Genomic DNA, 26006 nt, shown 5'->3' on the forward strand with positions numbered 1-26006 from the left:
TGAGGACCGTCTACCCGGAAAACGCACGAGGCGGACGCCGGATTCCTCCGGGTCCGCCCGCGTGGTGGGGAAAAGGGGCCTCTCGGTCCGTTCCGCCGGTCAGACGACGAGCAGCGCCTCCAGCGGTGCACCGGTCAGGGCCGGCTCCAGCCGGGCGCGGCCCCCGAGGAAGCCGAGCTCCATCAGCACGGCGAGGCCCGCGACCTCGGCGCCCGCCCTGCGGATGAGCTGGAGCGACGCCTCGGCGGTGCCGCCGGTGGCGAGGACGTCGTCGATCACCAGGACGCGGTCGTCCCCGCTGAGGTCCTCCGCGTGCACCTCGATCTCGGCGGAGCCGTACTCCAGGTCGTACGCCTGGCTGAGGGTGGCTCCGGGGAGCTTGCCCGCCTTGCGCACGGGGATGAAGCCGAGGCCCGCGCGGACGGCGACCGGGGCGGCGAGGATGAAGCCCCGGGCCTCCAGTCCGACGACCTTCGTGGCACCGGTGCGCTCGGCGATCCCGGCCAGGGCGTCGGTGAGCGCGGCGAACGCCGGCGGGTCCGCCAGGAGCGGGGTGATGTCCTTGAACATCACGCCCGGCTCCGGGTAGTCCGCCACGTCCCGGATGCGGCTGAGCAGCAGCGACGAGATGTCTGCGAGATCGGTCATCGGCGCTTCCCCGGGGTCCGGCCGCGGCCGCGGCCGCGCGACGCGGGCTGGTCGCGCGGGCCGACGACGGCGGGGGCGGCCTCTTCGTCGTCGTACGTGTCGTCGGTGACCCGGGTGTCCTCGGCCTCGTCCGCGGTCGCGCCCTGGGCCCGCTTGGCCAGGACGCGCTTCTTGAGGGACTTCATCGCCGGCTCGCGCTCCTTGAGGTCGGCGACGAGCGGGGTGGCGATGAAGATCGAGGAGTACGCACCGGCGGCGAGGCCGACGAACAGCGACAGCGAGATGTCGTTCAGCATGCCGGCGCCGAGGACACCGCCGCCGATGAACAGCAGGCCCGCCACCGGCAGCAGCGCCACCACCGTGGTGTTGACGGAGCGCACCAGGGTGCTGTTGATGGAGCGGTTGGCGATCTCGCTGTAGGTCCAGCGGGTCTGCTTGGTGATGTCCCTGGTCTGTTCCTTGAGGCTGTCGAAGACGACGACCGTGTCGTAGAGCGAGTAGCCGAGGATGGTCAGCAGACCGATCACCGTGCCCGGCGTGACCTCGAAGCCGACGAGGGCGTAGATGCCGACGGTGATGGTGATGTCGTGGATCAGGGCGACGAACGCGGCGAGCGCCATGCGCCACTCGAAGGCGATCGCCAGGTAGATCACGACCAGGACGAGGAAGATGCCGAGGCCCTGCCAGGCCTTGTTGGCGATCTGCTCGCCCCAGCTGGGGCCGACCAGTTCGGCGTTGATCTCCTCCGCGTCGACCCCGAGGTCCTCGGCGAGCCTGTCCTCGATCTTGTCCGAGGTGCCGGTGTCGATGCCCGCGACCTGGATGCGCAGGCTGCCGTCACCGAGCTTCTGGACGATGGCGTCGTGACCGGAGGCGTCCTCCGCGTACTCCTCGGCCGTGGCGACCGAGACGCTCATGTTCTTCGGCGTGGTGAAGACCGCCCCGCCCTGGAACTCGATGCCCATGTGCAGGCCGCGCACCGCCAGGCCGACGATGGCCGTGATGGTGATCAGTATCGAGATGCCGTACCAGATCTTGCGGTTCTTGACGAAGTCGTAGCCGACCTCGCCGTGGTGCAGTCGGGCGCCGAGGGTGCCGAGCTTCGACATCTCAGGCCTCCTTCGTCTCGACGGGGCCGGCGGCCGAATGGACGGGACGGCGGGTGCGGCGCAGCGGAGGCTTGGCGCCCAGGGCCTTCGGGTCGAGGCCGGACCACTTGTGGCCGCTCGCGAAGAACTTCCGGCGGGCCATCAGCGTCAGCAGCGGCTTGGTGAAGAGGAACACCACCACGACGTCGAGCACGGTGGTCAGGCCGAGCGTGAACGCGAAGCCCTGGACCTTGCCGACGGTGACGATGAAGAGCACCGCGGCGGCGAGGAACGACACGAAGTCGGAGACCAGGATGGTGCGCCGGGCGCGCGGCCAGGCCCGCTCCACGGCGGGGCGCAGGGTGCGGCCCTCGCGGATCTCGTCCCGGACCCGTTCGAAGTAGACGATGAACGAGTCCGCCGTGATGCCGATGGCGACGATGGCGCCGCACACGGCCGGCAGGTTCAGCGCGAAGCCGATGGTCGGGCCGAGCAGCGACATGATCACGTAGGTCAGGGCGGCGGACACCAGCAGCGACAGGACCGCGATGAAGGACAGGCCGCGGTAGTAGAACAGCAGGTACAGGATGACCAGGGCGAGGCCGATGGCGCCGGCGATCAGGCCGGCCTGCAGCTGCTCACCGCCGAGCGCGGCGGTGACGGTGGTGACGCTGTCCTCGCGGAAGGTCAGCGGCAGGGCGCCGTAGGAGAGCATGTTGGCCAGTTCCTGGGCCGACTGCTGGGTGAAGTTGCCGGAGATCTCCGCGTTGCCGCCGGTCAGGGCCTGGCTGACGTAGGGGTCGGAGACGACCTCGCCGTCCAGGACGATGGCGAACTGGTTCTGCGGGGACTGCTTCTGGGCCAGCTGGCCGGTGATGTCGGCGAACTTCTTGGCGCCCCCGTCCGTGAAGTCCATCGTGACGGTCCAGCCGGCGCCGGTCTGCGTGTTCAGGACCGCCTGGGCCTCGTCGACGTCCGTGCCGTCGACGGCGGCGGGACCGAGGATGTACTTCTGCCACTGGCCCTGGGAGTTCTGGCCGCAGGCGACGGTCGACTCGGTGGCCTTGGCACCGTCACCGGCCTTGGCGCGGACGGTCTCCTTGGTGCAGTCGAGCGCGGCGTACTGGGCCTGGAGCTTGCCGTCCGCGTCCCCGGAGGTGCCGCCGGTCGCGGACGGGGAGGGGCTGGCCCCGCCCTCGGCGGAAGCGCTCGCGGAGGCGGAGGGCGTCTCGTCGGCCTTCAGGGCGTCGGTGAGCGCGCGGCCCTGGGTGGTGGAGCTCGCCGACGGGCTGGCGGAGGCGGACGGGGACGAGCCGTCGGTCGCCTTGTCCGTGGCCTTGTCCGTGGCCTTGTCGGTCGCCTTGTCGGCGTCCTCGCCCGAGGCGTTCCCGGAGGCGCTCGGCGTGGGGGCGGCCCCGCCGCCGGCGAGTTCGGTGGCGACGACCGGGCGGAAGTAGAGCTTGGCGGTGGTGCCGACCTGTTCCCGGGCCTGTTCGGAGTTCGTGCCCTTGGGAATGTTGACGATGATGTTGCGGGTGCCCTGCGTCTGGACCTCGGCCTCGGAGACGCCAAGACCGTTGACACGCCGCTCCATGATGGAGACCGCGGTGTCCATGTTGGTCTTGTTGATCGCGGACTCCTGGCCGGCCTCCGGTACCGCCGCGAGCGTGATGCTCGTGCCGCCGGCCAGGTCGATACCGAGACGCGGAGTGGTGTGCCCGGAGGCGAACATGCCCCCGGTGAGCGCCACGATGGCGATCAGGATCAGGGCCAGCGAGCGCCCAGGCTTGCTCTGGGCGCTCGCGTTCCGTCCCTTTTTGGCTGTGGCCACCTTCTCGTACTCCCTCTCGGGCCGCTTCGTGCCCGGTCGACGGGCGGGCGGCCATGACATGGTGTCGGGATTCCGTGCGAGCCGGTCGCGTCCCGGGGCGCGCGGGTCCGGCCCGTGCGCCCGGGGAGACGACTACTTCGCCCCGGAGTCGCCGTCGGTCTTCTGCGGCTGGTCGTCCGCCTTCGCGTCGTCGGCGTCGGCCGGCTCGTCGGCCGCGTCCTTCTTGCCGAGGTCGACGGGCTTGTCGTCGGGGGCGGCAGCGTCGGAGGACCCGTCGGCCTCGGTGAGGGAGGAGGCGTCGTCGGGGACGGTGTCGGCGTCGGACTTCAGGTCGTGTTCGATGCCGTGGACGATGCGGTTGTACTCGTCGTCGCTCAGCACGGCACCGATCGCGTTCTTGGCGAACATCAGCTCCACACCCGGTCCGGCGTCGAGGAGGACCGTGTCCTCGTTGACCTCCTTGACCGTGGCGTACATGCCCCCGATGGTGCGGACGCCGGAACCGGGCTGCATCTGGTTCCGCATCTCGATGGCCTCTTGCTGCTTCTTCTTGGCCGACCGGGTCATCAGGAACATGGCCCCGATGAGCACAATGAACGGGAGGAGGGTCAGGAGACTCACGGGTCGGAACTTCCTTCACACGACCGCGATGGTGAACGGCCTGTTGGTTGGGGGTATGTGATGCCGCCGACAACGGCGGCATCGGCGGAGTCTAAGCGAGTCCGCGCGCAGGGAACAACGCTCAGCATGGCACCCGGGTTCCTGCCCGGGCCACCGTGCTCGCCGTCACGCCCCGAACAGGTCTCCTTGTCCGTTTCCGGGGGCCTGTGAGCGGGGCGGGGTGAGGCCGAGATGCGCCCATGCCGCGGGGGTGGCGACCCGCCCGCGCGGGGTGCGGGCGAGCAGTCCCTCCCGCACGAGGAAGGGCTCGGCCACCTCCTCCACGGTCTCACGCTCCTCCCCGACCGCGACAGCGAGCGTGGACAGGCCGACGGGGCCGCCGCCGAACAGCTTGAGCAGGGCCTGGAGCACCGCGCGGTCGAGCCGGTCCAGTCCGCGGGCGTCGACCTCGTAGACCGCGAGGGCCGCCGCGGCGATCTCCCTGGTGATCAGGCCGTCCGCCTTGACCTGCGCGTAGTCACGGACGCGGCGCAGCAGGCGGTTGGCGATGCGGGGCGTGCCGCGGGAGCGGCCGGCGATCTCGGCGGCGCCCTCGGTGTCGATCTCGACGTCGAGCAGGGCCGCCGAGCGGTGGACGACCCGCTCCAGTTCGGCGGGCTCGTAGAACTCCATGTGCGCGGTGAAGCCGAAGCGGTCGCGCAGCGGGGGCGGCAGCAGGCCCGCGCGGGTGGTGGCGCCGACCAGGGTGAAGGGGGGCAGCTCGAGGGGGATGGCGGTGGCGCCGGGGCCCTTGCCGACGATGACGTCGACCCGGAAGTCCTCCATCGCCATGTAGAGCATCTCCTCGGCGGGCCGGGACATGCGGTGGATCTCGTCGAGGAAGAGGACCTCGCCCTCCTGGAGGGAGGAGAGGATCGCCGCGAGGTCGCCGGCGTGCTGGATGGCGGGGCCGGAGGTGATGCGGATGGGGGCGCCCATCTCGGCGGCGATGATCATCGAGAGGGTGGTCTTGCCGAGGCCGGGGCACCGGAGAGCAGCACGTGGTCGGCGGTGGCGCCCCGCGCGCGGGCGGCGCGCAGCACGAGGTCGAGCTGTTCGCGGACCTTCTCCTGGCCGATGAACTCGCCCAGGTCCTTGGGGCGCAGGGCGGCCTCGACGGCCTGGTCCTCACCGTCGGCGACAGATCCCACCAGCCGCTCCGCGGCGGGGCCGACGGGCCGCTCGGCCGCGGGGGTGTCGGTCGTGTCGTCCCAGTTCATGTGCGTATGCCTCAGCTCTCCGTACGGGCTATCGGGCGCGGTTCAGCGTCTGCAGGGCCGCCTTCAGCAGCTGGCCCACCTGGGGCGTGCCCCCGGCGGCCTCGGCCCGGGGGGCCACGGCGGCCACCGCCTCGTCGGCCTCCCGGGTGGCGTACCCGAGGCCGATCAGGGCGGCGTGCAGCTGGTCCCGCCAGCCGGCGGCGGCGGGAACCCCGACGGCCGGTGCGCCGACCGGCTCGCCCAGGCGGTCCTTCAGCTCCAGGAGCAGCTTCTGGGCGCCCTTCTTGCCGATGCCGGGGACGGCGGTGAGGGCCTTCTCGTCTCCCGTGGACACGGCTCGGCGCAGCGCGTCGGGGGTGTGCACGGCGAGCATCGCCTGCGCGAGCCTCGGGCCCACCCCGCTCGCGGTCTGCAGCAGCTCGAAGACCTGGCGTTCGTCGTCGTCCGCGAAGCCGTACAGGGTCAGCGAGTCCTCCCGCACGACGAGGGACGTGTGGAGCCTGGCCGGCCGGCCGACGCGGAGCGTGGACAGCGTGTTGGGCGTGCACTGGACGGCCATGCCGACGCCGCCGACCTCGACGACCGCGGTGTCGGGGGCGAGGGCGGCGACGGTGCCGCTGACGAAGGCGATCATGTCGTACGGCCTTTCGGTGCGTGGGCGGCGTGCAGCGCGACCGCCTGCTGGAGGCGGTTCTGCGCGGGAGCGCGCCAGATGTGGCAGATGGCGAGGGCGAGCGCGTCGGCCGCGTCGGCGGGCTTCGGGGGCGCGGCCAGGCGCAGCAGACGGGTGACCATGGCTCCGACCTGCGCCTTGTCGGCGCGTCCGGACCCGGTGACGGCGGCCTTGACCTCGCTGGGCGTGTGCAGGGCGACGGGGATGCCGCGGCGGGAGGCGCACAGCAGGGCGACGGCGCTGGCCTGGGCGGTGCCCATGACCGTGCGGACGTTGTGCTGGCTGAAGACGCGCTCCACGGCCACGTACTCCGGCCGGTGCTCGTCCAGCCACTGCTCGAGGCCCTGCTCGAGGACGACGAGACGGCGGCCGAGGTCGGCGTCCGCCGGGGTGCGGACGACGCCGACCCCGAGCATGGTGAGCGGCCGCCCGGCGACACCTTCGACCACGCCGACGCCACACCGGGTCAGTCCCGGATCCACCCCCAGTACGCGCACGCCCGGCCCTTCCCTTTTCGATCGCCTGTTTGTGCAGGCTATCGGGTGCCACCGACAGCGCGGGCAAAGCGACGGGCCGACGGGTGTGCCCCCGTCGGCCCGTCGAGCCGGCTGACGCCCGCGGCGGCGTTACGCGCCGGCCTTCTCCATGATCTCGTCGCTCACGTCGAAGTTGGCGAAGACGTTCTGCACGTCGTCGCTGTCCTCCAGCGCGTCGATGAGCTTGAAGATCTTCTTCGCGCCCTCCTCGTCCAGCTCGACCTGCATGGTCGGCACGAAGTTGGCGTCGGCGGACTCGTAGTCGATGCCGGCGTCCTGGAGGGCGGTGCGGACCGCGACCAGGTCGGTCGGCTCGCTGATGACCTCGAAGGACTCGCCGAGGTCGTTGACCTCCTCGGCGCCCGCGTCCAGGACGGCGCCGAGGACGTCGTCCTCGGTCAGCTCGCCCTTGGGGACGATCACCACGCCCTTGCGGTTGAACAGGTACGACACCGAACCCGGGTCGGCCATGGAGCCGCCGTTGCGGGTCATGGCGACGCGGACCTCGGAGGCGGCGCGGTTGCGGTTGTCGGTGAGGCACTCGATGAGCACCGCGACGCCGTTCGGGCCGTAGCCCTCGTACATGATCGTCTCGTAGTCGGCGCCGCCGGCCTCGAGGCCCGCGCCGCGCTTGACCGCGGAGTCGATGTTCTTGTTCGGAACCGACTGCTTCTTGGCCTTCTGGATGGCGTCGTACAGCGTCGGGTTGCCCTCGGGGTCCGCGCCGCCCATCCGGGCCGCGACCTCGATGTTCTTGATCAGCTTCGCGAAGAGCTTGCCGCGCTTGGCATCGATCACGGCCTTCTTGTGCTTCGTCGTGGCCCATTTAGAGTGGCCGGACATCTGCCTGTCTCCTTCGCGTAACCCATCTCTGCAACGAACGCAGGAATCCTACAAGGACTCGGCCCTCCGGCACGCCTGCACCATGTCGACGAACAGGCCGTGCACGCGGTGGTCCCCGGTCAGTTCCGGGTGGAACGACGTGGCCAGCGCGTTGCCCTGGCGGACCGCGACGATGTGGCCGTCGTGCTCGGCGAGCACCTCGGCCCCGGCGCCGACGGACTCGACCCAGGGGGCGCGGATGAAGACGCCCTCCACCGGATCGCCGGTGACGCCCTTGACGCCGACCGCGGCCTCGAAGGACTCGTTCTGCCGTCCGAACGCGTTGCGGCGCACGATCATGTCGATGCCGCCGACGGTCTCCTGCCCGGAGCGCGGGTCGAGGATCTTGTCGGCGAGCATGATCATGCCGGCGCAGGTGCCGTAGACGGGCATGCCGTCCCGCACGCGCGCGCGGAGGGGTTCCATCAGGCCGAACAGGACGGCCAGCTTGGAGATCGTGGTGGACTCGCCGCCGGGGATGACGAGGCCGTCGACCTCTGCGAGTTCTTCGGGGCGCCGCACCGGCCTGGCCACGGCGTCGGCCGCGGCCAGGGCGATGAGGTGCTCCCGCACGTCGCCCTGGAGGGCCAGGACGCCTATCACGGGTGCTTCGGTCATGAGGGGACTACCAGCCGCGGTTGGCGTAGCGCTCGGCCTCGGGGAGGGTGTCGCAGTTGATGCCGACCATGGCCTCGCCGAGGTTGCGGGACGCGTCCGCGATGATCTTCGGGTCGTCGTAGAAGGTGGTCGCCTTGACGATGGCGGCGGCGCGCTTGGCCGGGTCGCCGGACTTGAAGATGCCGGAGCCGACGAAGACGCCCTCGGCGCCGAGCTGGCGCATCAGCGCGGCGTCGGCCGGGGTGGCCACGCCGCCGGCGGAGAACAGCACCACCGGGAGCTTGCCGAGCTCGGCGACCTCCTTGACCAGCTCGTACGGGGCGCGCAGCTCCTTGGCGGCGGCGTACAGCTCGTGGTTGTCGTAGCCGCGCAGCCGGGCGATCTCGTTCTTGATCTGGCGCAGGTGGCGGACGGCCTCGACGACGTTGCCGGTGCCGGCCTCGCCCTTGGAGCGGATCATGGCGGCGCCCTCGGCGATGCGGCGCAGGGCCTCGCCCAGGTTGGTCGCACCGCAGACGAAGGGGGTGGTGAACGCCCACTTGTCGGAGTGGTTGACCTCGTCGGCCGGGGTGAGGACCTCGGACTCGTCGATGTAGTCGACGCCGAGCGACTGCAGCACCTGCGCCTCGACGAAGTGGCCGATGCGGGACTTGGCCATCACGGGGATGGAGACCGCGTCGATGATGCCCTCGATCATGTCCGGGTCGGACATGCGGGCCACGCCGCCGTCCTTGCGGATGTCGGCCGGGACCCGCTCCAGGGCCATGACGGCGACGGCGCCCGCGTCCTCGGCGATCTTGGCCTGCTCCGGCGTGACGACGTCCATGATCACGCCGCCCTTGAGCTGCTCGGCCATGCCGCGCTTCACGCGCGCGGTGCCGGTCTCGGGACCCTGGTTTTCGGAGAGCGTGCTGGACACGAATGACCTCGCTGGGGGGGAAAGGGGGTTTCTGCAGCACCGAGGAAACGCGAGCGGACCAGTCCACAGCAAGGGCCAATGGGAAGGCGGTGGATCCTTTTCGGTCGGCGACGGCTCTCCGGATGGCCGGATCCCGCCCTCAGGCCGCCCTCTCCATGAGGGCCGCCGGCGGTTCGTCGTCCATCTCGAAGGCCATCGGGAACGGCGCGTGTCCCGCCAGCCGGAACCAGCGCACCTTGCGGTGCCGGCGCAGCGCCCGCGCGGCCCGTACGGCGTCGTTGTGGAAACGGCGGGCCATGGGCACCCTGCGCACCGCCTCGGCGAGTTCCAGGGCCGTCTCCTCTCCCCCGGGCGCCTCCCTGACCACGTCCACCTGCTGCGCCTCGGCGAAGACCGCGCGCAGCGCCTGGCTCAGTTCGCTCTCGGCGACCTCGCGCTGCTCCTCCACCGCCTGCCGCGCGGCGTGCGCGGCCTCGTAGAGCACGATCGAGGCGGCCGGGTCGAGCACCCCGGAGGTGGCCAGTTCCTGGGCGACGGAGGCGCGGCGCAGCAACTGCGCGTCGAGCGCGGCCCGGGCGGCGTCGATACGGGCGTGCAGCCGGTCCAGCCGCCCCGCCGTCCAGCTCAGGTAGAGGCCGATCGCGACGAGGGCGACGAGGATCCAGATGAGGGTTGCGGTCACGGGCGGCAAGGCTAGTACCGCCGGCCGCGGGTTCCGTCCCTGGGGCCGCGCCCCGGACCCCCTCCGGCCCGGACGGCCCCGTCCCCGGTCCCCCGGGACTCCACACGGGCGGGGGACCTCCGGAGGGGCCGTCCCCCTCCCCGGCCGTCAGTCCCGGGCCAGCCCGAACCGTGCCCGCAGGCCCGTCGTGCGGTCGTCCGCCGCCACCGCCGCCGCTCCGGCCGTCACCGTCTCGTAGACGGACAGGATGTCCGCGCCGACGGTGGACCAGTCGAAGCGGCGGACGTGGGCGCTGCCGCGTGCGCGCAGCTCCGCGCGGCGCCCGGGGTCCGCCAGGAGGCGCACCGCGGCCTCGGCGAGCGCGTCCGCGTCCTCGTTGGGGAACAGCTCGCCCGCCGCCCCCTGGTCGAGGACCTGCGCGAAGGCGTCCAGGTCGGAGGCGAGCACCGGAGCGCCCGCGGACATGGCCTCGACCAGGACGATGCCGAAGCTCTCGCCGCCGGTGTTGGGCGCCACGTACAGGTCGACGCTGCGCAGGAAGCGGGCCTTGTCCTCGTCGCTGATCATGCCGAGGAACTCGACGCGCGGGTGCAGCTCCCGCGGCAGCGACTCGACGGCCTCCTTCTCGTCGCCGCGGCCCGCGACCAGCAGCCGTGCCCCCGGGCGGGCGGCGAGGATCTTCGGCAGGGCCTTCATCAGCACCGGCAGGCCCTTGCGGGGCTCGTCGATCCGGCCGATGAAGCCGATGGTGTCGCCCTGCCACTTCGGGTGGGGCTCGGCCCCGGCGAAGAAGCCGACGTCGACGCCGTTCGGGATCACCACCGCGTCCCCGCCCAGGTGCTCGACGAGGGTCCGGCGGGCGTACTCGCTCACCGCGATCCGGGCGCTGATCTTCTCCAGCGCGGCCTGCAGGATCGCGTACGCGGCGATCATGGCCCTGGAGCGCGGGTTGGACGTGTGGAAGGTGGCGACGATCGGCCCCTCGGCCGCCCAGCAGGCCAGCAGGCCGAGCGAGGGCGAGGTCGGCTCGTGGATGTGGATGACGTCGAAGGCGCCCTCGTGCAGCCAGCGCCGCACCCGCGCGGCCGACAGGAAGCCGAAGTTGAGCCGGGCCACCGACCCGTTGTACGGCACCGGCACCGCGCGGCCCGCGGAGACGACGTACGGCGGCAGCGGGGTGTCGTCGTCGGCCGGGGCGAGGACGGACACCTCGTGGCCGAGGCGGATGAAGTACTCGGCCAGGTCACGGATGTGGAACTGGACGCCGCCCGGCACGTCCCAGGAGTACGGGCAGACGATGCCGATCCTCACGGGGTCCCCTCCCGGTCCTTCGCGGGGGCCCGCGCGGGGTCGAGGTCCTCGGTCCACAGGCGCTGCAGCATGTGCCAGTCCTCCGGGTGCTCGGCGATCCCCGCGGCGAAGGCGTCGGCCAGTGCCTGTGTCATGACGGACGTCTTCTCGGGCCGCGTACCCGATCCGGGGACCTCGACCGGCGGATGGACCCGGCCCCGCATCACGGGCGAGTCGTCGTACCAGAGCGTCACCGGCAGCAGCCGGGCACCGGTCTGCTGGGCGAGCAGGGCGGGGCCGGCCGGCATCCGGGCGGCCCCGCCGAAGAAGTCGACCTCGACGCCGGAGGCGGACAGGTCCCGGTCGGCGACCAGGCAGACCAGTCCCCCGTCGCGCAGCCGCCGGGCCAGCGTGCCGAAGGCGCTGCCGCCGTTGTGCGGGAGCACCTCCATGCCGAGGCCCTCGCGGTAGGCGACGAACCGGTCGTACAGCGTCTCCGGCTTCAGGCGCTCGGCGACGGTGGTGAAGGGGATGCCCAGCCTGGTGGTGACCCAGGCCCCGGCGAGGTCCCAGTTGGCGAGGTGCGGCAGCGCCAGGACCACGCCCCGGCCGGCCGCCATGCCGTCGGTCAGGTGGTGCAGGCCCTCGGGGGCGAAGCCGTCCGCGATGCGTTCGGCGCTCCAGGCGGGCAGCCGGAAGGACTCCATCCAGTAGCGCAGGTACGACCGCATGCCCGCGCGCGAGAGTTCGGCGAGCCGCGCGGGGTCCGCGTCCGGCACCACGCGCGCGTAGTTGCTCTCCAGGCGCTCCACGCCCTTGCCGCGCTGCTTCCAGGCGAGGTCGGCGATGGTCCGGCCGAGCCGGACGGCGACCGGCTCCGGGAGCTTCTTCACCGTGCTCCAGCCGGCGCCGTACAGGGCGTCGGTCAGCCGCTCCCGGGCGCTCACGTGGCGGCCTCACTGCCTCGGGCCCGCTGCCGGTCCGCGGCCTCGGCCTCCGCCTCGGCGGACTCCCGGCGCACGGTGACGACCCGCTGGATCAGCGTGACGAGGCTGCCGACCGCGACGATCCACAGGGCGACGGGCAACAGGTACTGGATGCCGGGCACGCCGAACGCGTGCAGGCCCGCGAGACCGGCCGCGACCAGCGAGACCACCAGCCGTTCGGCGCGCTCGACGAGCCCGTTGACGGCGACCGGCAGGCCGATCGACTCGCCACGCGCCTTGGTGTACGACACCACCTGGCCGCTGGCCAGGCAGAAGATCGAGACGGCGCACAGGGCGTTGTCGTCGCCGCCGCCCGCGTACCACAGGGCGAAGCCGCCGAAGATCGCGCCGTCGGCGACCCGGTCGAGGGTGGAGTCCAGGAAGGCGCCCCAGCGGCTGGAACGGCCCAGCTGGCGGGCCATGTTGCCGTCGACGAGGTCGGAGAACACGAACAGCGTGATCACGACCGTGCCCCAGAAGAACTCGCCCCTGGGGTAGAAGACCAGCGCGCCCACGACCACGCCCGCGGTGCCGATGAGGGTGACCGTGTCGGGGCTGACCCCCCGCCGGATGAGAAACGCGGCGAACGGTGTGAGGACACGCGTGAAGAATGCACGCGCGTACTTGTTCAGCATGGCCTTCCCGACGGTCGGTGTGGCCGCGTGGCCCCTGCTGGCCACCGGCGGGCCCAATCGTAGCCACGCGCGCGGGCGGGCGGCGGCGGGGCACCCGAGCGCCTGCGCCGGGGCCGCCGGGGCGGCGGCCCGCGAGCCCGCGAGCAGGGGCGGGCGACGGGACGGCGTCCTTCGTATGGACGTGCCGTGACGGGAGTGGGAAGGTCGAAGAACCGCGGGCGTCGCCGGAGCCGCACCGCACGCGGATTCCGCGGGTCCGCGCCCACAACGACCTCACCGTGCACGGGAGGCAGGATCATGGGCGACAAGGCGCACACACACCCCGGAGCCGCCGGCAGGGCACAGGCGGCCGACCACCCCGCGTCCGTACGGAATGTGGTGCTGGTCGGCCACTCCGGATCGGGCAAGACCACCCTGGTGGAGGCTCTCGCGCTGACCGCGGGGGCGGTGAACCGGGCGGGCCGCGTGGAGGACGGCGGCACCGTCTCCGACTACGACGACATCGAGCACCGGCAGCAGCGCTCCGTACAGCTCTCGCTGGTGCCGGTCGAGTGGGACGGCATCAAGGTCAACCTCCTGGACACCCCCGGATACGCCGACTTCGTCGGGGAGCTCAGGGCCGGTCTGCGGGCGGCGGACGCGGCCCTCTTCGTCGTCTCGGCCTCGGACGGCGTGGACGGCTCGACCCGGATGGTGTGGGACGAGTGCGCGGCGGTCGGCATGCCGCGCGCCATCGTCGTCACGCACCTGGAGGCGGCCCGCGCGGACTTCGAGGAGATGACCCGGATCTGCGCGGAGGCCTTCGGCGGGGACGACCCCGACGCCGTGCTGCCGCTGTACCTGCCGCTGCGCGGCCCCGAGGGCCCCGACGGGCACGCGCCCGTGACGGGGCTGGTCGGACTGCTGTCGCAGAAGCTGTTCGACTACTCCACCGGCGAGCGCAAGGAGTCCGAGCCCGGCGAGGACCAGCTGCCGCTGATGGAGGAGGCCCGCGGCCGGCTCATCGAGGGGATCATCGCCGAGAGCGAGGACGAGACCCTCATGGACCGCTACCTCGGCGGCGAGCAGGTCGACGTCAAGACGCTGGTCGAGGACCTGGAACGGGCGGTCGCGCGCGGGGTGTTCTTCCCCGTCCTGGCCGCCGCCCCCGCGGCCGAGGGCGCCCGCCAGGGGCTCGGCACGGTCGAGCTCCTGGAGCTGATCACGGGCGGCTTCCCGACCCCGCTGGAGCACGGCACCCCGCGCGTGACCACCGTGGACGGCCGGCCGCGCGAGCTGAAGCCGTGCGACCCCGACGCGCCGCTGGTCGCGGAGGTCGTGAAGACCTCGTCCGACCCGTACGTCGGCCGGCTCTCCCTGATCCGGGTCTTCTCCGGCACCCTGCGCGCCGACCAGACGGTCCACGTCTCCGGGCACGGAATGGCCGACCGGGGCCACGAGGACCACGACGTCGACGAGCGGATCGGCGCCCTGTCCACGCCGTTCGGCAAGCAGCAGCGGCCGGTGTCGCACGTCATCGCGGGCGACCTCGCGTGTGTGGCGAAGCTCAGCCGCGCGGAGACCGGGGACACCCTGTCCGCCAAGGACGACCCGCTGCTCATGGAGCCGTGGGAGATGCCCGACCCGCTGCTGCCGCTGGCCATCCAGGCGCACAGCAAACCCGACGAGGACAAGCTGTCGCAGGGACTGGCCCGGCTGGTGGCCGAGGACCCGACGATGCGGCTGGAGCAGAACCAGGACACCCACCAGGTGGTCCTGTGGTGCCTGGGCGAGGCGCACGCGGACGTGGCCCTGGAGCGGCTGCGCAGCCGCTACGGCGTCAAGGTCGACGTCGTGCCCCACCGGGTCCCGCTCAGGGAGACCTTCGGGAGCAGGGCCGCCGGGCGCGGCCGGCACGTCAAGCAGTCCGGCGGCCACGGGCAGTTCGCCATCTGCGAGATCGAGGTGGAGCCGCTGCCGGGCGGCTCGGGCATCGAGTTCGTGGACAAGGTGGTCGGCGGGGCCGTGCCGCGGCAGTTCATCCCGTCGGTCGAGAAGGGCGTGCGGGCCCAGGCCGCCAAGGGGGTCGCCGCGGGGCACCCGCTGATCGACGTGCGGGTGACGCTGCTGGACGGCAAGGCGCACTCGGTGGACTCCTCCGACGCCGCGTTCCAGACGGCCGGTGCCCTCGCGCTGCGGGAGGCGGCCTCGGACGCGAAGATCCACCTCCTCGAGCCGGTGGCCGAGGTGAGCGTCCTGGTCGGCGACGACTACGTCGGCGCGGTGATGAGCGACCTGTCCGGCCGGCGCGGCCGGGTGCTCGGCACCGAGCAGTCGGCGGGCGGGCGCACGCTGATCAAGGCCGAGGTGCCGGAGATCGAGATCGGCCGGTACTCCGTCGACCTGCGCTCCCTGTCGCACGGCACCGCCCGCTTCAGCCGCCGGTACGCGCGGCACGAGCCGATGCCGTCCCAGGTCGCGGAACGGGTGCGCGAGGAGGCGCGCGCCGCCTCGTAGCCGGCGCCGGGCGCCCGCGGCCACTCCCCGCGGGCGCCCGCGCACGCCGGTCCCGCTCCGAGGGCTTCCCGGGGCTTCCCAGGGGCTTCGGAGCGCTTCGCTCCCTGCCGGCGGACGGCTTCGGCCGTCCGCCGACGGACGCCGGGGGGCTGCGGATACGCTGAAGACCTGATCAACAGGTGTGCGCAGCAGGGAAGTCGGGAAGGCCGCATGACGACAGTCGCGGCGATCGGGGGCGGGAATGACCGTTGAGAGCGGTTACGCGGACTTCTTCGGTCCGCAGGTGCCGCGCACGGGCGACGAGGGGCAGACGCCGACGTTTGCGCTGGCCTCGGCCGCCTATCGGGACAACGAGGCCGAGGAGATACTCAAGGCCAACAACGAGTGGCACCAGTCGGCGGTCAGCGCGCCCCGGCTGAAGCTGTTCCGGCCGAACCTGGGCGAGGCGTTCTCCCGGGCGATCATCGACCGGATGCTGGGCTCCGGGCGGGCGCCGCTCATCCAGTCCTTCGGCACCCAGCCGCAGGTGGTGGTGGAGCACGCGCTCGCGGCGCACCGCATCCGCCGGGAGCGCGACAACTGGCTGAGCGCCGTCATGGTCCTGTGCGGCCTGCTGTTCCTGCCCGGCCTCCTCGTGTGGCTGCTGGTCTTCCAGATCCGCACCACCGTGGCCAAGCGGGACGACAAGCGGGCCGGCGCGCTCGCGACGACGCTGCTCGTCGCGGTGGGCGCGCTCGCGGTGCTGTTCCTGATCCGCCTGCCGTTCGGCGGGTTCTGGGGCTGGTACGCGCGCGCGGCGGTGATCGCCCCGGTGGTGGGCTGGTTCTGGGCCAAGCGCATCTGCGAACGCACCGCGAGGGACCTCAGGGAGCGCTGGGACAGCCTGCTCTCCGGCAGCAGCGTCGGCGCCAAGGTGCCCGAGGCGGTGCCGAGCAGTCCCGGCGAGACGGCGGCCGAGGCGCTGCGCCAGTCCCTGGCCCGGCTCAGCGCCGAGCAGCAGTCCAACTCCGTGTTCTACGCCGGGCCCAAGGGGATACTCGGCATGGGCACGCGGTGGGGCAGCTGGCAGCTCGCCGAGGACCTGGTGCAGGCCGACCCGGACCGGGAGATCCACCCGTTCCGCAGCTGGGACGTCGTCAAGTCCATCCACGACCGGCTGCGGATGCTGGAGCGCGGTCCGCTGAACACCGGAGGCTTCCCCAAGCCGTCGATACGGCACTGGATCGTCACGCCCATCGGGGAGAACGCCACGGCGGTCTCCCGGCCCGAGGGCACGGACGTCGAGGCGTACCAGATCAAGTCGCACGCCATACAGGACATCTGCAACAAGCAGCAGTTCGGCGCGGGCGACCGGCACTACCTGGGCGTGCAGTGGACGCTGTGGGACGGCCAGCTGGTCCTCACCATGCTGATCACCGTGACCGTGCTGCACGAGACGCTGCGCATCGAGGTGACCGGACACGCGCTGGGACCGGTGCACCCCCTGTTCACCACCAAGCCGGCGGCCAAGGAGAAGGAGGTCCAGAAGTCGATCAGGTTCTGGGAGACCCGGAAGGTGAAGCTCCCCCTGGTCGACACGGACGAGGTGGTGCGCCTGGCGGCCCGTGCGCCCCTGACCTGGTACCCGCCGCTGCTGTACTGGCTGGGCGGCAAGCTGAGCCTGCCGGAGCCCTTCGGCCTGCGTCACGCCTGGGCGGACCAGCCGTGGCGGCACCGCTTCATGGCCGACGACGCGCTCCGCGCGGCGGCGCCGGTGCTGCGGGTGGTGCACGCCGCGGCGATCAAGGTGCTGGAGGAGAACGGCGTGAACACGGAGAAGTTCGGCACGCGGTCGTCGTTCCTCAGCACGGCGGTGCAGGACGCGTCACCGAGGAAGGCCGACGTCTACGACGCGTAGGCCTCCGGAGGCCGGGCCGGCGGCCGGGGGGCGTCCCCGGATCGCCGGGCCGGTTCCCCTCAGGCCGTCGGCCACGCCTCCGCCAGCATCCTGCGGGTGTCGGCCAGCAGCTGCGGCAGCACCCTCGTGTGGCCGACCACCGGCATGAAGTTCGTGTCGCCGCCCCAGCGCGGGACGATGTGCTGGTGCAGGTGGGCGGCGATGCCGGCGCCCGCGACCGTGCCCTGGTTCATGCCGATGTTGAAGCCCTGCGCGCCGGAGGCGGTGCGCAGGGCGGTCATCGCCTGCTTGGTGAGCTCGGCGAGCTCGGCGGTCTCGTCCGCCGTGAGGTCCGTGTAGTCGGCGACGTGGCGGTAGGGCACCGTCATCAGGTGGCCGCCGTTGTACGGGTAGAGGTTGAGCACCGCGTACACGTGCTCGCCGCGCCGGACGACCAGCCCGTCCTCGTCGGACTTGGCCGGGATCGAGCAGAAGGGACAGCCGTCGTCGGCTCCGGGACCGGTCGGCTTGTTCTCGCCCTGGATGTAGGCCATCCGATGGGGCGTCCACAGACGCTGGAACGCGTCCTGCGTGCCCACTCCCCACTGCTGCTCCGGCTCACTCGTCATGCGTGCAGCATATGGCGTCGCCGGAGGGCCACGGAAAAGGCCCCCGGGTGGCTCCCGGGGGCCTTTTCCGTCATCCGTGCGATCAGACCTGCGCCCGCTCCTCGACGACCTTCGCGATCTTCGCGATGGCCTCGTCGACGGGGATGCCGTTCTCCTGCGAGCCGTCGCGGTAGCGGAAGGAGACCGCGCCGTTCGCCATGTCCTCGTCGCCCGCGATGACCATGAAGGGCACCTTCTGCTTCTGGGCGTTGCGGATCTTCTTCTGCATCCGGTCCGAGGAGGAGTCGACCTCGACGCGCAGCCCCTGCCTGCGGGCCGCCGCCGCGAACTTCTCCAGGTACTCGACGTGCGCGTCGCCGATCGGGATGCCGATCGCCTGGACCGGCGCCAGCCACGCCGGGAACGCGCCCGCGTAGTGCTCGAGCAGCACGGCGAAGAAGCGCTCGATGGAGCCGAACAGCGCGCGGTGGATCATGACCGGGCGGGTCTTGGAGCCGTCCGCGGCGGTGTACTCCAGGTCGAAGCGCTCCGGCAGGTTGAAGTCGAGCTGGATGGTCGACATCTGCCAGGTGCGGCCGATGGCGTCCTTGGCCTGCACGGAGATCTTCGGGCCGTAGAACGCGGCGCCGCCCGGGTCCGGGACCAGCGGCAGGCCCTGCTTCTCGGCGACCTGGCGCAGCGTCTCGGTGGCCTCCTCCCACGCCTCGTCGGAGCCGACGAACTTCTCCGGGTCCTTGGTGGACAGCTCCAGGTAGAAGTCGGTCAGGCCGTAGTCGCGCAGCAGGTTCAGGACGAAGGTGAGGGTCTTGTCGAGCTCCTCGGACATCTGCTCGCGGGTGCAGTAGATGTGCGCGTCGTCCTGGGTGAAGCCGCGGGCCCGGGTCAGGCCGTGCACGACACCCGACTTCTCGTACCGGTACACGGTGCCGAACTCGAACAGGCGCAGCGGCAGTTCACGGTACGACCGGCCGCGCGCGTCGAAGATCAGGTTGTGCATCGGGCAGTTCATGGGCTTGAGGTAGTAGTCCACGCCCTCGTCGAGCTGCATGGGCGGGTACATGCCGTCGGCGTACCAGTCCAGGTGGCCCGAGGTCTCGAAGAGCTTCCCCTTCGTCGCGTGCGGGGTGTAGACGAACTCGTAGCCCTCCTCCTCGTGGCGGCGCCGCGAGTAGTCCTCCATGACCCGGCGGATGATGCCGCCCTTGGGGTGGAAGACGGCGAGGCCGGAGCCGATCTGCTCCGGGATGGAGAACAGGTCGAGCTCGGAGCCGAGCTTGCGGTGGTCGCGCTTCTCGGCCTCGGCGAGGAACTCCAGGTGCGCCTTCAGCTCGTCCTTGGACGGCCAGGCGGTGCCGTAGATGCGCTGGAGCATCGGGTTCTTCTCGCTGCCGCGCCAGTAGGCGGCCGCGTTGCGCATCAGCTTGAACGCCGGGATGTTCCGGGTGGTGGGCAGGTGGGGACCGCGGCAGAGGTCCTTCCAGCACAGCTCGCCGGTCCTGGCGTCCAGGTTGTCGTAGATCGTCAGCTCGCCGGCGCCGACCTCGACGTCCGCGCCGTCCTCGCTGGAGGCGGACCCCTTGAGGCCGATCAGCTCCAGCTTGTACGGCTCGTCGGCGAGCTCCTCGCGGGCGGCCTCGTCGGTGACGACGCGGCGGGAGAAGCGCTGCCCGCGCTTCTGGATCTCCTGCATCTTCTTCTCGATGGCCTTGAGGTCCTCGGGCGTGAACGGCTTGTCCACGTCGAAGTCGTAGTAGAAGCCGTCCCGGACCGGCGGGCCGATGCCCAGCTTGGCCTCGGGGAACAGCTCCTGCACGGCCTGGGCCATGACGTGCGCGGTGGAGTGGCGCAGGATGTTGAGGCCGTCCTCGGAGGAGATCTCGACACCCTCGACGGTCTCGCCGTCCCTGACCTCGTAGGAGAGGTCCTTGAGCTCGCCGGCCACGCGCGCGGCGATGACCGAGCGCTCGCCGGCGAAGAGCTCGGCGGCCGTAGTGCCCGTCGTCACCACGCGTTCTTCCCGCTCGGAATCGCGTTGGATGATCACACGGACGTCTGACACCGGTCTCTCCTGACTGAAGGTGGGGCTGCGGCGCCATACCGGAGCGCGCGCACGAGTCCCGATCGTACCGACCCGGGCCCGCCCATAGCGAAATCAGTCCTCGCAGTCGGGACCGCAGGCCTCCCCGAAGAAGGCCGCGGTCTCGGCGTTCTCCTGGATCGCCTTCATCAGCCGGTCCCGCTCGGCCTCGTCGACCTGCACCGGTACGACCTCGCCGACCCCGGTCACCCGGCGGAAGCCGCCCCGGCTCTCCAGCCGCCCGTACACCCGCACCGGCAGCCCGACGAGGTGGGCGTGGCCGGCGATGCGGTAGTCCTCCTCGCCGAGCGTGACCCGGACGTGGCCGACCTCGGCCCCGGCCAGCACGCGCAGTCGTACGGTGCCCTCTCCGCGCGGCCCGGACCTGCGCATCCGTATCACCGTGCCGGTGATCCGCACCGGTACGGAGGGCTCCGCGCGCCGGTAGCGGACGCCGGCCTCGCGCAGGACGGGCAGGTCGCCGGGCGAGAACTCGACGGGTTCGGCCGAGGCCGCGCAGCCTTCCGGGACACCGGCCGCCGGGGCCCACTCCACGGCGATCCGGGCGCCCTCCGTGCCCCGGACCAGGGCGACGAGGGCCTCGGTGAGCTCATGGCTGGCCCCCGCCCCGACGGCCGTGTCGAAGGCGTCCATGCCGCCGGTGGCCCGGCGGTAGTCGACGGCCTCGCGGGTCGCGTACAGGGCCTGGTGGAGACGTACGGCGAGGGAGCGGCCGGTGGCGACGGGGGCGAAGGCGGTCAGCCGGCGTCCGCCCTGCGCGGGCCCGACCAGGACGGTGTCCAGCGCGGCGGCGGCCGGGCGCCGGTGCCGGGCGCCGTGGAAGCCGGCGCGCGCGTGCGTGGCGAGCGCGGCGGCGAGCAGGGTGCGGCGGGCCGCGGAGCGCAGCTGCTCCTCGGAGGTCCAGGCCGTGGTGCCGCCGGGACCGGCCGGTACGTCGCGCCACCAGCGGATCTCGTCGCTGGGCACGGTGAGGGCGAGCAGGATCTCGCGGGCGGCGGGGGTGTCGCTGCGGGACAGCGCGTGCAGGGCGTCGGCGAGCAGGTCCTCGCTGTCGGGGAAGGCGCGGCTCTCCGGCACCAGCAGGCTGGTGCCGCTGCCCGGTCCGGGCGGGGTCCAGCGGCCGTAGCGTCCGGCGGCGCCGCCGCGCCGCTGCCAGCCGTGCCGGTGCAGGAGGGCGGCGAGCACGACGGGGTCGGTGTCGGCGGGCTCGGGCGGCCGGCCGTCGTGGGCGGCGTCGGCGGGGTGCGGGCGTACGGACCGCGGGGGTTCCCCGGTCGGGCGGTGCGTCACGGTTTTCCTCCCGTCCCGACCCGCGTCATGATCTCGCACAGCGCCCGGTCGTCGAAGATGCGTGAGGTGGGGATCCGCACGGTGGTGCGGTGCCGGCCGGTGACCGGATGCCCGGCGAGGTTGGTCCAGTAGCAGCAGTGCCGCAGGTCGAGCCGGTCGTGACCGGCCCGCAGCCAGTCGTCCTGCGAGCGCGGGACGAGCATGACGACCAGGATCTTGTGCACCGAGACCGGAGTGCGGGCGAGCTTCACCAGGTGCGCGTTGTCGAGCGTGAAGGGGAAGGAGCGGCCGGGCGGGCCGGGTGCGATCTGGTAGGTCGCCTTGAGCTGCACCTTGATGGTGACCTCGTCGTCGACCGTGTGCCCGGGGGCGCTGTGGCTGACGTGCCAGTCGATGCCGTTGTCCGGGAAGGGCTGGGACAGCGAGCAGCCCGCGGCGGCCGCGACGGCGTGCAGGTAGCCGACCTGCAGGGTCTCCATGCAGGCGGTGGTGGCGAGGGTGCCGCGGGTGGGTGGCGTGCGCTCGGGCAGCAGCCCGCCCCGTTCGGGCTGCGCGATGGCCATGGCCAACAGCCTTCCAGAACAGTCGAGTCCCCGTTGCGGGTCCGTGAACTGCGAAGACCCGTACTCCTGTTGTCTCCTCCCGGCGTACGGCGCAAACAGCCCGGGTATCACCGGATCGGGCAGTGGGCGGGACGTCAACTGCCGAAGGTGAACGAGGGGTTGTTGGGTATGACGTGCTGGTACGAGGGGCCGCTGGCCGCTTTCGACACGGAGACGACGGGTGTGGACGTCGAGACCGACCGGATCGTGTCGGCCGCGCTCGTCGTCCAGGACGCCCCGGGGACCCGGCCCCGGGTGACCCGCTGGCTGGTGAACCCGGGGGTGCCGGTGCCCGCCGAGGCGGCCCGGGTGCACGGGCTGACGGAGGAGCACCTGCAGCGCAACGGCCGCTGGCCGGCGCCGGTGATGTACGAGGTGGCCCAGGCGCTGGCGGAGCAGGCCGGGGTGGGCCGCCCGCTGGTGGTGATGAACGCGCCGTTCGACCTCACCCTGCTGGACCGGGAGTTGCGCCGGCACCGCGCCTCGTCGCTGAGCCGCTGGCTCGAGCGGACGCCGCTGCTGGTGCTGGACCCGCGGGTGCTCGACAAGCACCTGGACCGCTACCGCAAGGGCCGCCGCACGCTGACCGACCTGTGCGCGCACTACGGCGTCCCCCTGGAGGAGGCGCACGACGCGGCGGCGGACGCGGTGGCCGCGCTGGAGGTCACCCGGGCGGTGGGGCGGCGTTTCGCGGCGCGGCTGGAACGGCTGTCCCCCGGTGAGCTGCACACCCTGCAGGCGGTGTGGCACGCGGCGCAGGCCAGGGGGCTGCAGGCGTGGTTCGCGCGCAGCGGCACCGAGGAGGTGGTGGACCCGGCCTGGCCGCTGCGCCCGGACCTGCCGGCGGCGGCGTGAGCCTGTGAGCCGACGGCGCGCACGGGAAGGGGTGCGGGTGGCGAAGACCCGCCGTGCGGGCGGAGCCGTGCGGAAACGGACGACGGCGGCTCGGCCTGCACTTCTCGCAGGCACGAGCCGCCGTCGACGTCATGGGCGATACTGGGTTCGAACCAGTGACCTCTTCGGTGTGAACGAAGCGCTCTCCCACTGAGCTAATCGCCCGGGAACGCACTGAACAATACAGGTGCGGGCGGGCTTCCTTCAAACCGCTTCCAGGTGGGCGGCCAGCCCCCGCCGCCCCGAGCGCATCATCAGGGCGTGGTTGAGGCGGAAGACGGGCCGTCCCGGCACGGCGAGCCGCCGCAGCAGCGGCTTGCGGACGTCCACCTCCTGTTCGTAGTGGGCGAGGCTGCCGCCGGGGCCCAGCCGGGTGACGGTCCAGCGGGCCCAGCCGTCGATGTCCCCGGACAGGCCCGCTTCCAGGATCCCGGCCTCCGCGTCGCGCCGCCCCACGCGCAGGGTCGTCCACAGGTCGAAGGGCATCAGGGAGCGGATCCGGACGATCCCGCTGGTGGCGTCGAGCCGGACGACCTCCCGTACCTGGGGCCACCACAGGGGGTAGTCCTCGACCCGCTCCAGGACCCGGTAGACCACCGGTGCGGGCGCGGGCAGGGTCCACAGACTGCGGAATCGGTAATGGTTCCAGTCCATGTACGGAGTGTGCCCGCCCGCGCCCGGGACGTGCCGCTACGGCATCCGGTTCCCCAGCAGCGCCAGGTTCTCGATGGCGGCGAGGCCGTAGAGGGCGGTGTCGTTGGTGGAGACCCAGGTGGCCTCACTGCCCGCGACCAGGGCCGTGGGGCCGCTGATCTTCTCGGTCCTCCAGGGCGCCGACTCCTTGTACCCGTCGGAGTTGTAGAACTTCTCCCAGGCCCGCTCGGCCAGCTTCTCGTCCCCGGTCCGCACGGCGGCGTAGGCGTCGAGGCGGGAGTGGCCCTGGAAGAGGATCAGGCTGCCGAAGTTCGAGCCGTAGCGCGCCGCCTGCTCGGCCTTGGTGGCGTTGAAGTAGCGGCAGTAGTCGTAGTACGCCTCCGCGAACTCCGGCATGTCGACCAGGTCGATGAGCTCGGCGCACAGCTCGTTGAGCCCGAAGACGGCCGACAGGTGGGAGACCTCGACCTTCGGGGTGTCGGCGACGGCGAACCTCCCGGTGTCCAGGTCGTACAGTCCGCTGCCCTGGACGAAACCGTTGGGCTGGGCGGCGATGGTCTCCATGGTGGACAGCACGCGGGCCCTGGCCTTCTCCCACTTCGGGCCCTTGCGCTCCCACTCGGTGAGCCAGGCGGAGACCAGTCCGCTCCAGTCGGTGCCGAAGCCGACGGACAGGGCGTTGCGGTCGGGGGTGTAGGGCTCGGTGCGGATCTTGCGCAGCGGGTCCAGGGCGAGGAAGGTCTCGTCGGAGTCGACGTTGGCGTGCATGAGGTCGCCGACGCGTTCGTCGGCGGTGAGGAAGTAGTAGTAGCGCCGGTAGGTGGTGTTGGCGATGCGCTGCTGCTTGGCGCTGTCGGCGAAGTGCTGGACGCCGTGCCGGGTGCCGAGGCCGGCCCACCTGCCCAGGTGGTAGACGTCGACCTCGCCGGTGTGGCGGGTCATCGCCTCGGCGAAGCGGAAGATGTCGGCGCGGCCGGAGCGCAGGTACGCGTACCAGAGCCACAGGTCCGGTGAGAGCTCGGAGTTGTCCCAGGCGTAGCCGCCCACGTCGTAGCGCCACTGGTGCCGGACGGTGTCGTAGGTGTGCATGATGTCGCCGTAGTCCCAGAAGCCGTACCAGCGGCGCTGCTCCACCTGGTCCTTGTAGTAGGTGAAGAGGAAGTCGAGGTGGTCCTCGATCCTCGCCTTGGCCGGGGTGGAGCGGTCCGGCTCGGCGAACAGGCCCTTGCCGAAGACGCCCGCCCCGATGAGCTGCCCGGGCGGAGCGGCGAGCTGCGGGAGGACGCGGACGGCCTCGACCTGGCGGGCGAGCTCCTCGGCGCTCGGGGTGGACTCGTTGGCCCAGAAGAGGAGTTCGGAGGTGCGGGCGATGCCGTGGGGGGTGCCGAACCCGGGCTCGTAGTCCTCGTAGGTGATGTTGAGGCCCTCGAGCTGTTCGGGGAAGGTGTCCTGGCCCATGCCGTCGTGGTAGAAGCGCAGGTCCATGGGCTGGGCCTCGGGGGACCAGAGCCAGAGGGTGACCTCGGCCTCGTCGGTGTGGGCGCCGCGGATGTCGAGCTGGGCGGGGTGCTTCTCCCAGAAGTCGCGCAGGCCGAAGGAGAGCCCGCCGCTGACGCCGCCGACGTAGCCGAAGCCGGAGGCGCGCCGGCCGCCGCCCGCGCCGATCCAGCCGTGGCCCTTCTTGGTGCGCTTGCGCAGGGTGAAGCCGTCGGCGGAGAGCTGGGAGAGGGTGTAGTCGCCCCACTCGGGGATGTACTGCAGGCGGGTGGTGACGCGCTGGTCCCAGGTGGACGGGTCGGGCAGCTTCCTGCCCTCGAACTGGGCCTGCTGCACGGCGGGGCCCGGGTCGCGGCGCAGTCCGGTGATGCCCTTGACGGCCTCGCGGAGCAGGCCGGTGCCCTCGCCGCCGATGCGGATGTGCCGGTCGTAGGACGCGTCGCGCAGGGGGACGGTGAAGCGGACGCCGATGCCGCGGACGAAGTCGCCGCTCGCCGTGCCGGGCTCCTGCTTCCCGTCGTAGGTGAGGGTGTGCACCATGCGGAAGGAGTCGGCGCCCGCGTAGAAGTAGAGGCGGACGGAGAAGGGGAGCCAGCCGCGGCTGCCCCTGCGGTGCCTGCCGTCGACGCGGACGACCGCGCGGACCGGGCCCTCCTGCTCGACGGTGACCTCGGAGACGGCGCCGTCGAAGCGCTCGGTGCGGACGGTGGTCTGGTCGCCGTCCTCGTACTCGGGCTGGCGCAGCACGACGAGGCGGCCGTCGCGGGCGATCTCGGTCGCGCCGCGGGTGACCGACTTGACGAGGGTGGCGCCGGAGGTGCCGATCCTCGCGGTGATGACTCCGGTCGATACGTCGACGGTGCCGCCGCGCCTGTCGACGGTGACCCTCTTCTCGGGTGCGGCGGGCGTCCCCGCGGTCAGGGTCAGCCTGCCGGAGCCCGAGCTCACCGCGTGCGCGGTCCACTTGAGGGATCCGTCGGGCCAGTAGGCGATCGGCCAGGACTGCACGGGGACGGATCTCCCGTCGGCGTCGGTCAGCGCGAAGGTCTGGTCCTCCTGGTGGGCGCCCTTGGGCCAGGGCACGCCGACGGTGGAGCCGGGCGCCGCGCCCAGGCCGCCGTCCTCCAGCCAGTCCAGGGTCACCGGGTCCGCGGCGGCGGCCTCGGCCCGGGGCGCGGCGGCGGCGTTCCGCTCCCCCAGCGCCCAGCTGAACTGGGCGGCGGCTCCGGCGACGGCGGCCGCCTTGAGGAGGGATCTGCGGGGAAGGGGGGACATGGCCTTTCCTTTCCGTGCGGGTGCGGG

22 protein-coding genes, 1 tRNA gene and 1 pseudogene are annotated in these 26006 nt (G+C 72.1%); 3 read left to right on the forward strand and 21 right to left on the reverse strand.

Annotated elements, in window-relative coordinates; all coding sequences use genetic code 11:
* Window positions 1–99: 99 nt before the first annotated feature.
* The 14 genes and pseudogenes from GL259_RS08545 to pgsA form a co-directional block, all read right to left on the reverse strand.
* Window positions 100–648, reverse strand: a complete 549-nt coding sequence (locus GL259_RS08545) for an adenine phosphoribosyltransferase (protein WP_159530738.1) — start codon at window positions 646–648, stop codon at window positions 100–102.
* Window positions 645–1757 (reverse strand): protein translocase subunit SecF, encoded by a 1113-nt coding sequence (gene secF, locus GL259_RS08550; protein ID WP_159530740.1) that lies wholly within the window; start codon window positions 1755–1757, stop codon window positions 645–647. Before secF ends, GL259_RS08545 begins: the two co-directional genes overlap by 4 nt.
* A gap of 1 nt (window position 1758) precedes the next feature.
* Window positions 1759–3567, reverse strand: a complete 1809-nt coding sequence (gene secD, locus GL259_RS08555; RefSeq protein WP_159530742.1) for a protein translocase subunit SecD — start codon at window positions 3565–3567, stop codon at window positions 1759–1761.
* Window positions 3568–3699: 132 nt separating this feature from the next.
* Window positions 3700–4188, reverse strand: coding sequence for a preprotein translocase subunit YajC (yajC, locus tag GL259_RS08560; protein ID WP_159530744.1), 489 nt, complete (start codon window positions 4186–4188; stop codon window positions 3700–3702).
* A 165-nt stretch (window positions 4189–4353) separates the two neighbouring features.
* Window positions 4354–5447: pseudogene (gene ruvB / locus GL259_RS08565) on the reverse strand (Holliday junction branch migration DNA helicase RuvB).
* A 28-nt stretch (window positions 5448–5475) separates the two neighbouring features.
* The gene (gene ruvA, locus GL259_RS08570) at window positions 5476–6081 is read right to left on the reverse strand and encodes a Holliday junction branch migration protein RuvA (protein ID WP_159530746.1); all 606 of its coding nucleotides are present in this window, start codon (window positions 6079–6081) and stop codon (window positions 5476–5478) included.
* Window positions 6078–6617, reverse strand: coding sequence for a crossover junction endodeoxyribonuclease RuvC (ruvC, locus tag GL259_RS08575; RefSeq protein WP_159530748.1), 540 nt, complete (start codon window positions 6615–6617; stop codon window positions 6078–6080). The genes ruvA and ruvC overlap by 4 nt, the downstream gene beginning before the upstream one ends.
* Before the next feature lie 129 nt (window positions 6618–6746).
* Window positions 6747–7499, reverse strand: coding sequence for a YebC/PmpR family DNA-binding transcriptional regulator (locus GL259_RS08580; RefSeq protein ID WP_159530750.1), 753 nt, complete (start codon window positions 7497–7499; stop codon window positions 6747–6749).
* Between the two features lie 48 nt (window positions 7500–7547).
* The gene (gene pdxT / locus GL259_RS08585; protein ID WP_159530752.1) at window positions 7548–8156 is read right to left on the reverse strand and encodes a pyridoxal 5'-phosphate synthase glutaminase subunit PdxT; all 609 of its coding nucleotides are present in this window, start codon (window positions 8154–8156) and stop codon (window positions 7548–7550) included.
* A 7-nt stretch (window positions 8157–8163) separates the two neighbouring features.
* Complete coding sequence (pdxS, locus tag GL259_RS08590) at window positions 8164–9075, reverse strand: pyridoxal 5'-phosphate synthase lyase subunit PdxS (protein WP_093768304.1); 912 nt, start codon at window positions 9073–9075, stop codon at window positions 8164–8166.
* A 139-nt stretch (window positions 9076–9214) separates the two neighbouring features.
* Window positions 9215–9757, reverse strand: coding sequence for a hypothetical protein (locus tag GL259_RS08595; protein ID WP_159530754.1), 543 nt, complete (start codon window positions 9755–9757; stop codon window positions 9215–9217).
* 147 nt (window positions 9758–9904) lie between these two features.
* Window positions 9905–11068, reverse strand: a complete 1164-nt coding sequence (locus GL259_RS08600; protein WP_159530756.1) for a glycosyltransferase family 4 protein — start codon at window positions 11066–11068, stop codon at window positions 9905–9907.
* Window positions 11065–11994, reverse strand: coding sequence for a phosphatidylinositol mannoside acyltransferase (locus GL259_RS08605; RefSeq protein ID WP_159530758.1), 930 nt, complete (start codon window positions 11992–11994; stop codon window positions 11065–11067). Before GL259_RS08605 ends, GL259_RS08600 begins: the two co-directional genes overlap by 4 nt.
* Window positions 11991–12725, reverse strand: a complete 735-nt coding sequence (gene pgsA / locus GL259_RS08610; protein WP_159530760.1) for a phosphatidylinositol phosphate synthase — start codon at window positions 12723–12725, stop codon at window positions 11991–11993. The genes GL259_RS08605 and pgsA overlap by 4 nt, the downstream gene beginning before the upstream one ends.
* Window positions 12726–12965: 240 nt before the next feature.
* Between pgsA and GL259_RS08615 the strand changes: the two genes are divergently transcribed.
* Both GL259_RS08615 and GL259_RS08620 read left to right on the forward strand, forming a co-directional pair.
* Window positions 12966–15164 (forward strand): elongation factor G-like protein EF-G2, encoded by a 2199-nt coding sequence (locus GL259_RS08615; protein WP_159530762.1) that lies wholly within the window; start codon window positions 12966–12968, stop codon window positions 15162–15164.
* A 241-nt stretch (window positions 15165–15405) separates the two neighbouring features.
* Window positions 15406–17061, forward strand: a complete 1656-nt coding sequence (locus tag GL259_RS08620; protein ID WP_159530764.1) for a hypothetical protein — start codon at window positions 15406–15408, stop codon at window positions 17059–17061.
* Between the two features lie 59 nt (window positions 17062–17120).
* Here the strand turns inward: GL259_RS08620 and GL259_RS08625 are convergent, their stop codons facing one another.
* From GL259_RS08625 to GL259_RS08640, 4 genes are all read right to left on the reverse strand, one after another.
* Complete coding sequence (locus tag GL259_RS08625; RefSeq protein WP_159530766.1) at window positions 17121–17669, reverse strand: HIT domain-containing protein; 549 nt, start codon at window positions 17667–17669, stop codon at window positions 17121–17123.
* Between the two features lie 82 nt (window positions 17670–17751).
* Window positions 17752–19728, reverse strand: a complete 1977-nt coding sequence (gene thrS / locus GL259_RS08630; protein WP_159530768.1) for a threonine--tRNA ligase — start codon at window positions 19726–19728, stop codon at window positions 17752–17754.
* Window positions 19729–19821: 93 nt separating this feature from the next.
* Window positions 19822–21057 (reverse strand): hypothetical protein, encoded by a 1236-nt coding sequence (locus GL259_RS08635; RefSeq protein ID WP_159530770.1) that lies wholly within the window; start codon window positions 21055–21057, stop codon window positions 19822–19824.
* Complete coding sequence (locus tag GL259_RS08640) at window positions 21054–21620, reverse strand: DUF4365 domain-containing protein (protein WP_159530772.1); 567 nt, start codon at window positions 21618–21620, stop codon at window positions 21054–21056. The genes GL259_RS08635 and GL259_RS08640 overlap by 4 nt, the downstream gene beginning before the upstream one ends.
* Before the next feature lie 168 nt (window positions 21621–21788).
* On the opposite strand from GL259_RS08640, the gene GL259_RS08645 reads away from it, so the two are divergent.
* A complete protein-coding gene (locus GL259_RS08645) occupies window positions 21789–22514 on the forward strand; it encodes a 3'-5' exonuclease (RefSeq protein WP_159538473.1) in 726 nt (241 codons plus the stop codon).
* Between the two features lie 132 nt (window positions 22515–22646).
* Here GL259_RS08645 and GL259_RS08650 read toward each other — a convergent pair.
* From GL259_RS08650 to GL259_RS08660, 3 genes are all read right to left on the reverse strand, one after another.
* A tRNA-Val gene (locus GL259_RS08650) sits at window positions 22647–22718 on the reverse strand.
* A gap of 39 nt (window positions 22719–22757) precedes the next feature.
* Entirely contained in the window at window positions 22758–23207 is a 450-nt protein-coding gene (locus GL259_RS08655; RefSeq protein WP_159530774.1) for an SRPBCC family protein, read from the reverse strand.
* A 36-nt stretch (window positions 23208–23243) separates the two neighbouring features.
* Complete coding sequence (locus tag GL259_RS08660; protein WP_159530776.1) at window positions 23244–25979, reverse strand: Tat pathway signal sequence domain protein; 2736 nt, start codon at window positions 25977–25979, stop codon at window positions 23244–23246.
* Window positions 25980–26006 lie beyond the last annotated feature (27 nt).

The sequence above is a fragment of the Streptomyces sp. Tu 3180 genome (assembly GCF_009852415.1).
In the GTDB taxonomy this organism is placed as follows: domain Bacteria; phylum Actinomycetota; class Actinomycetes; order Streptomycetales; family Streptomycetaceae; genus Streptomyces.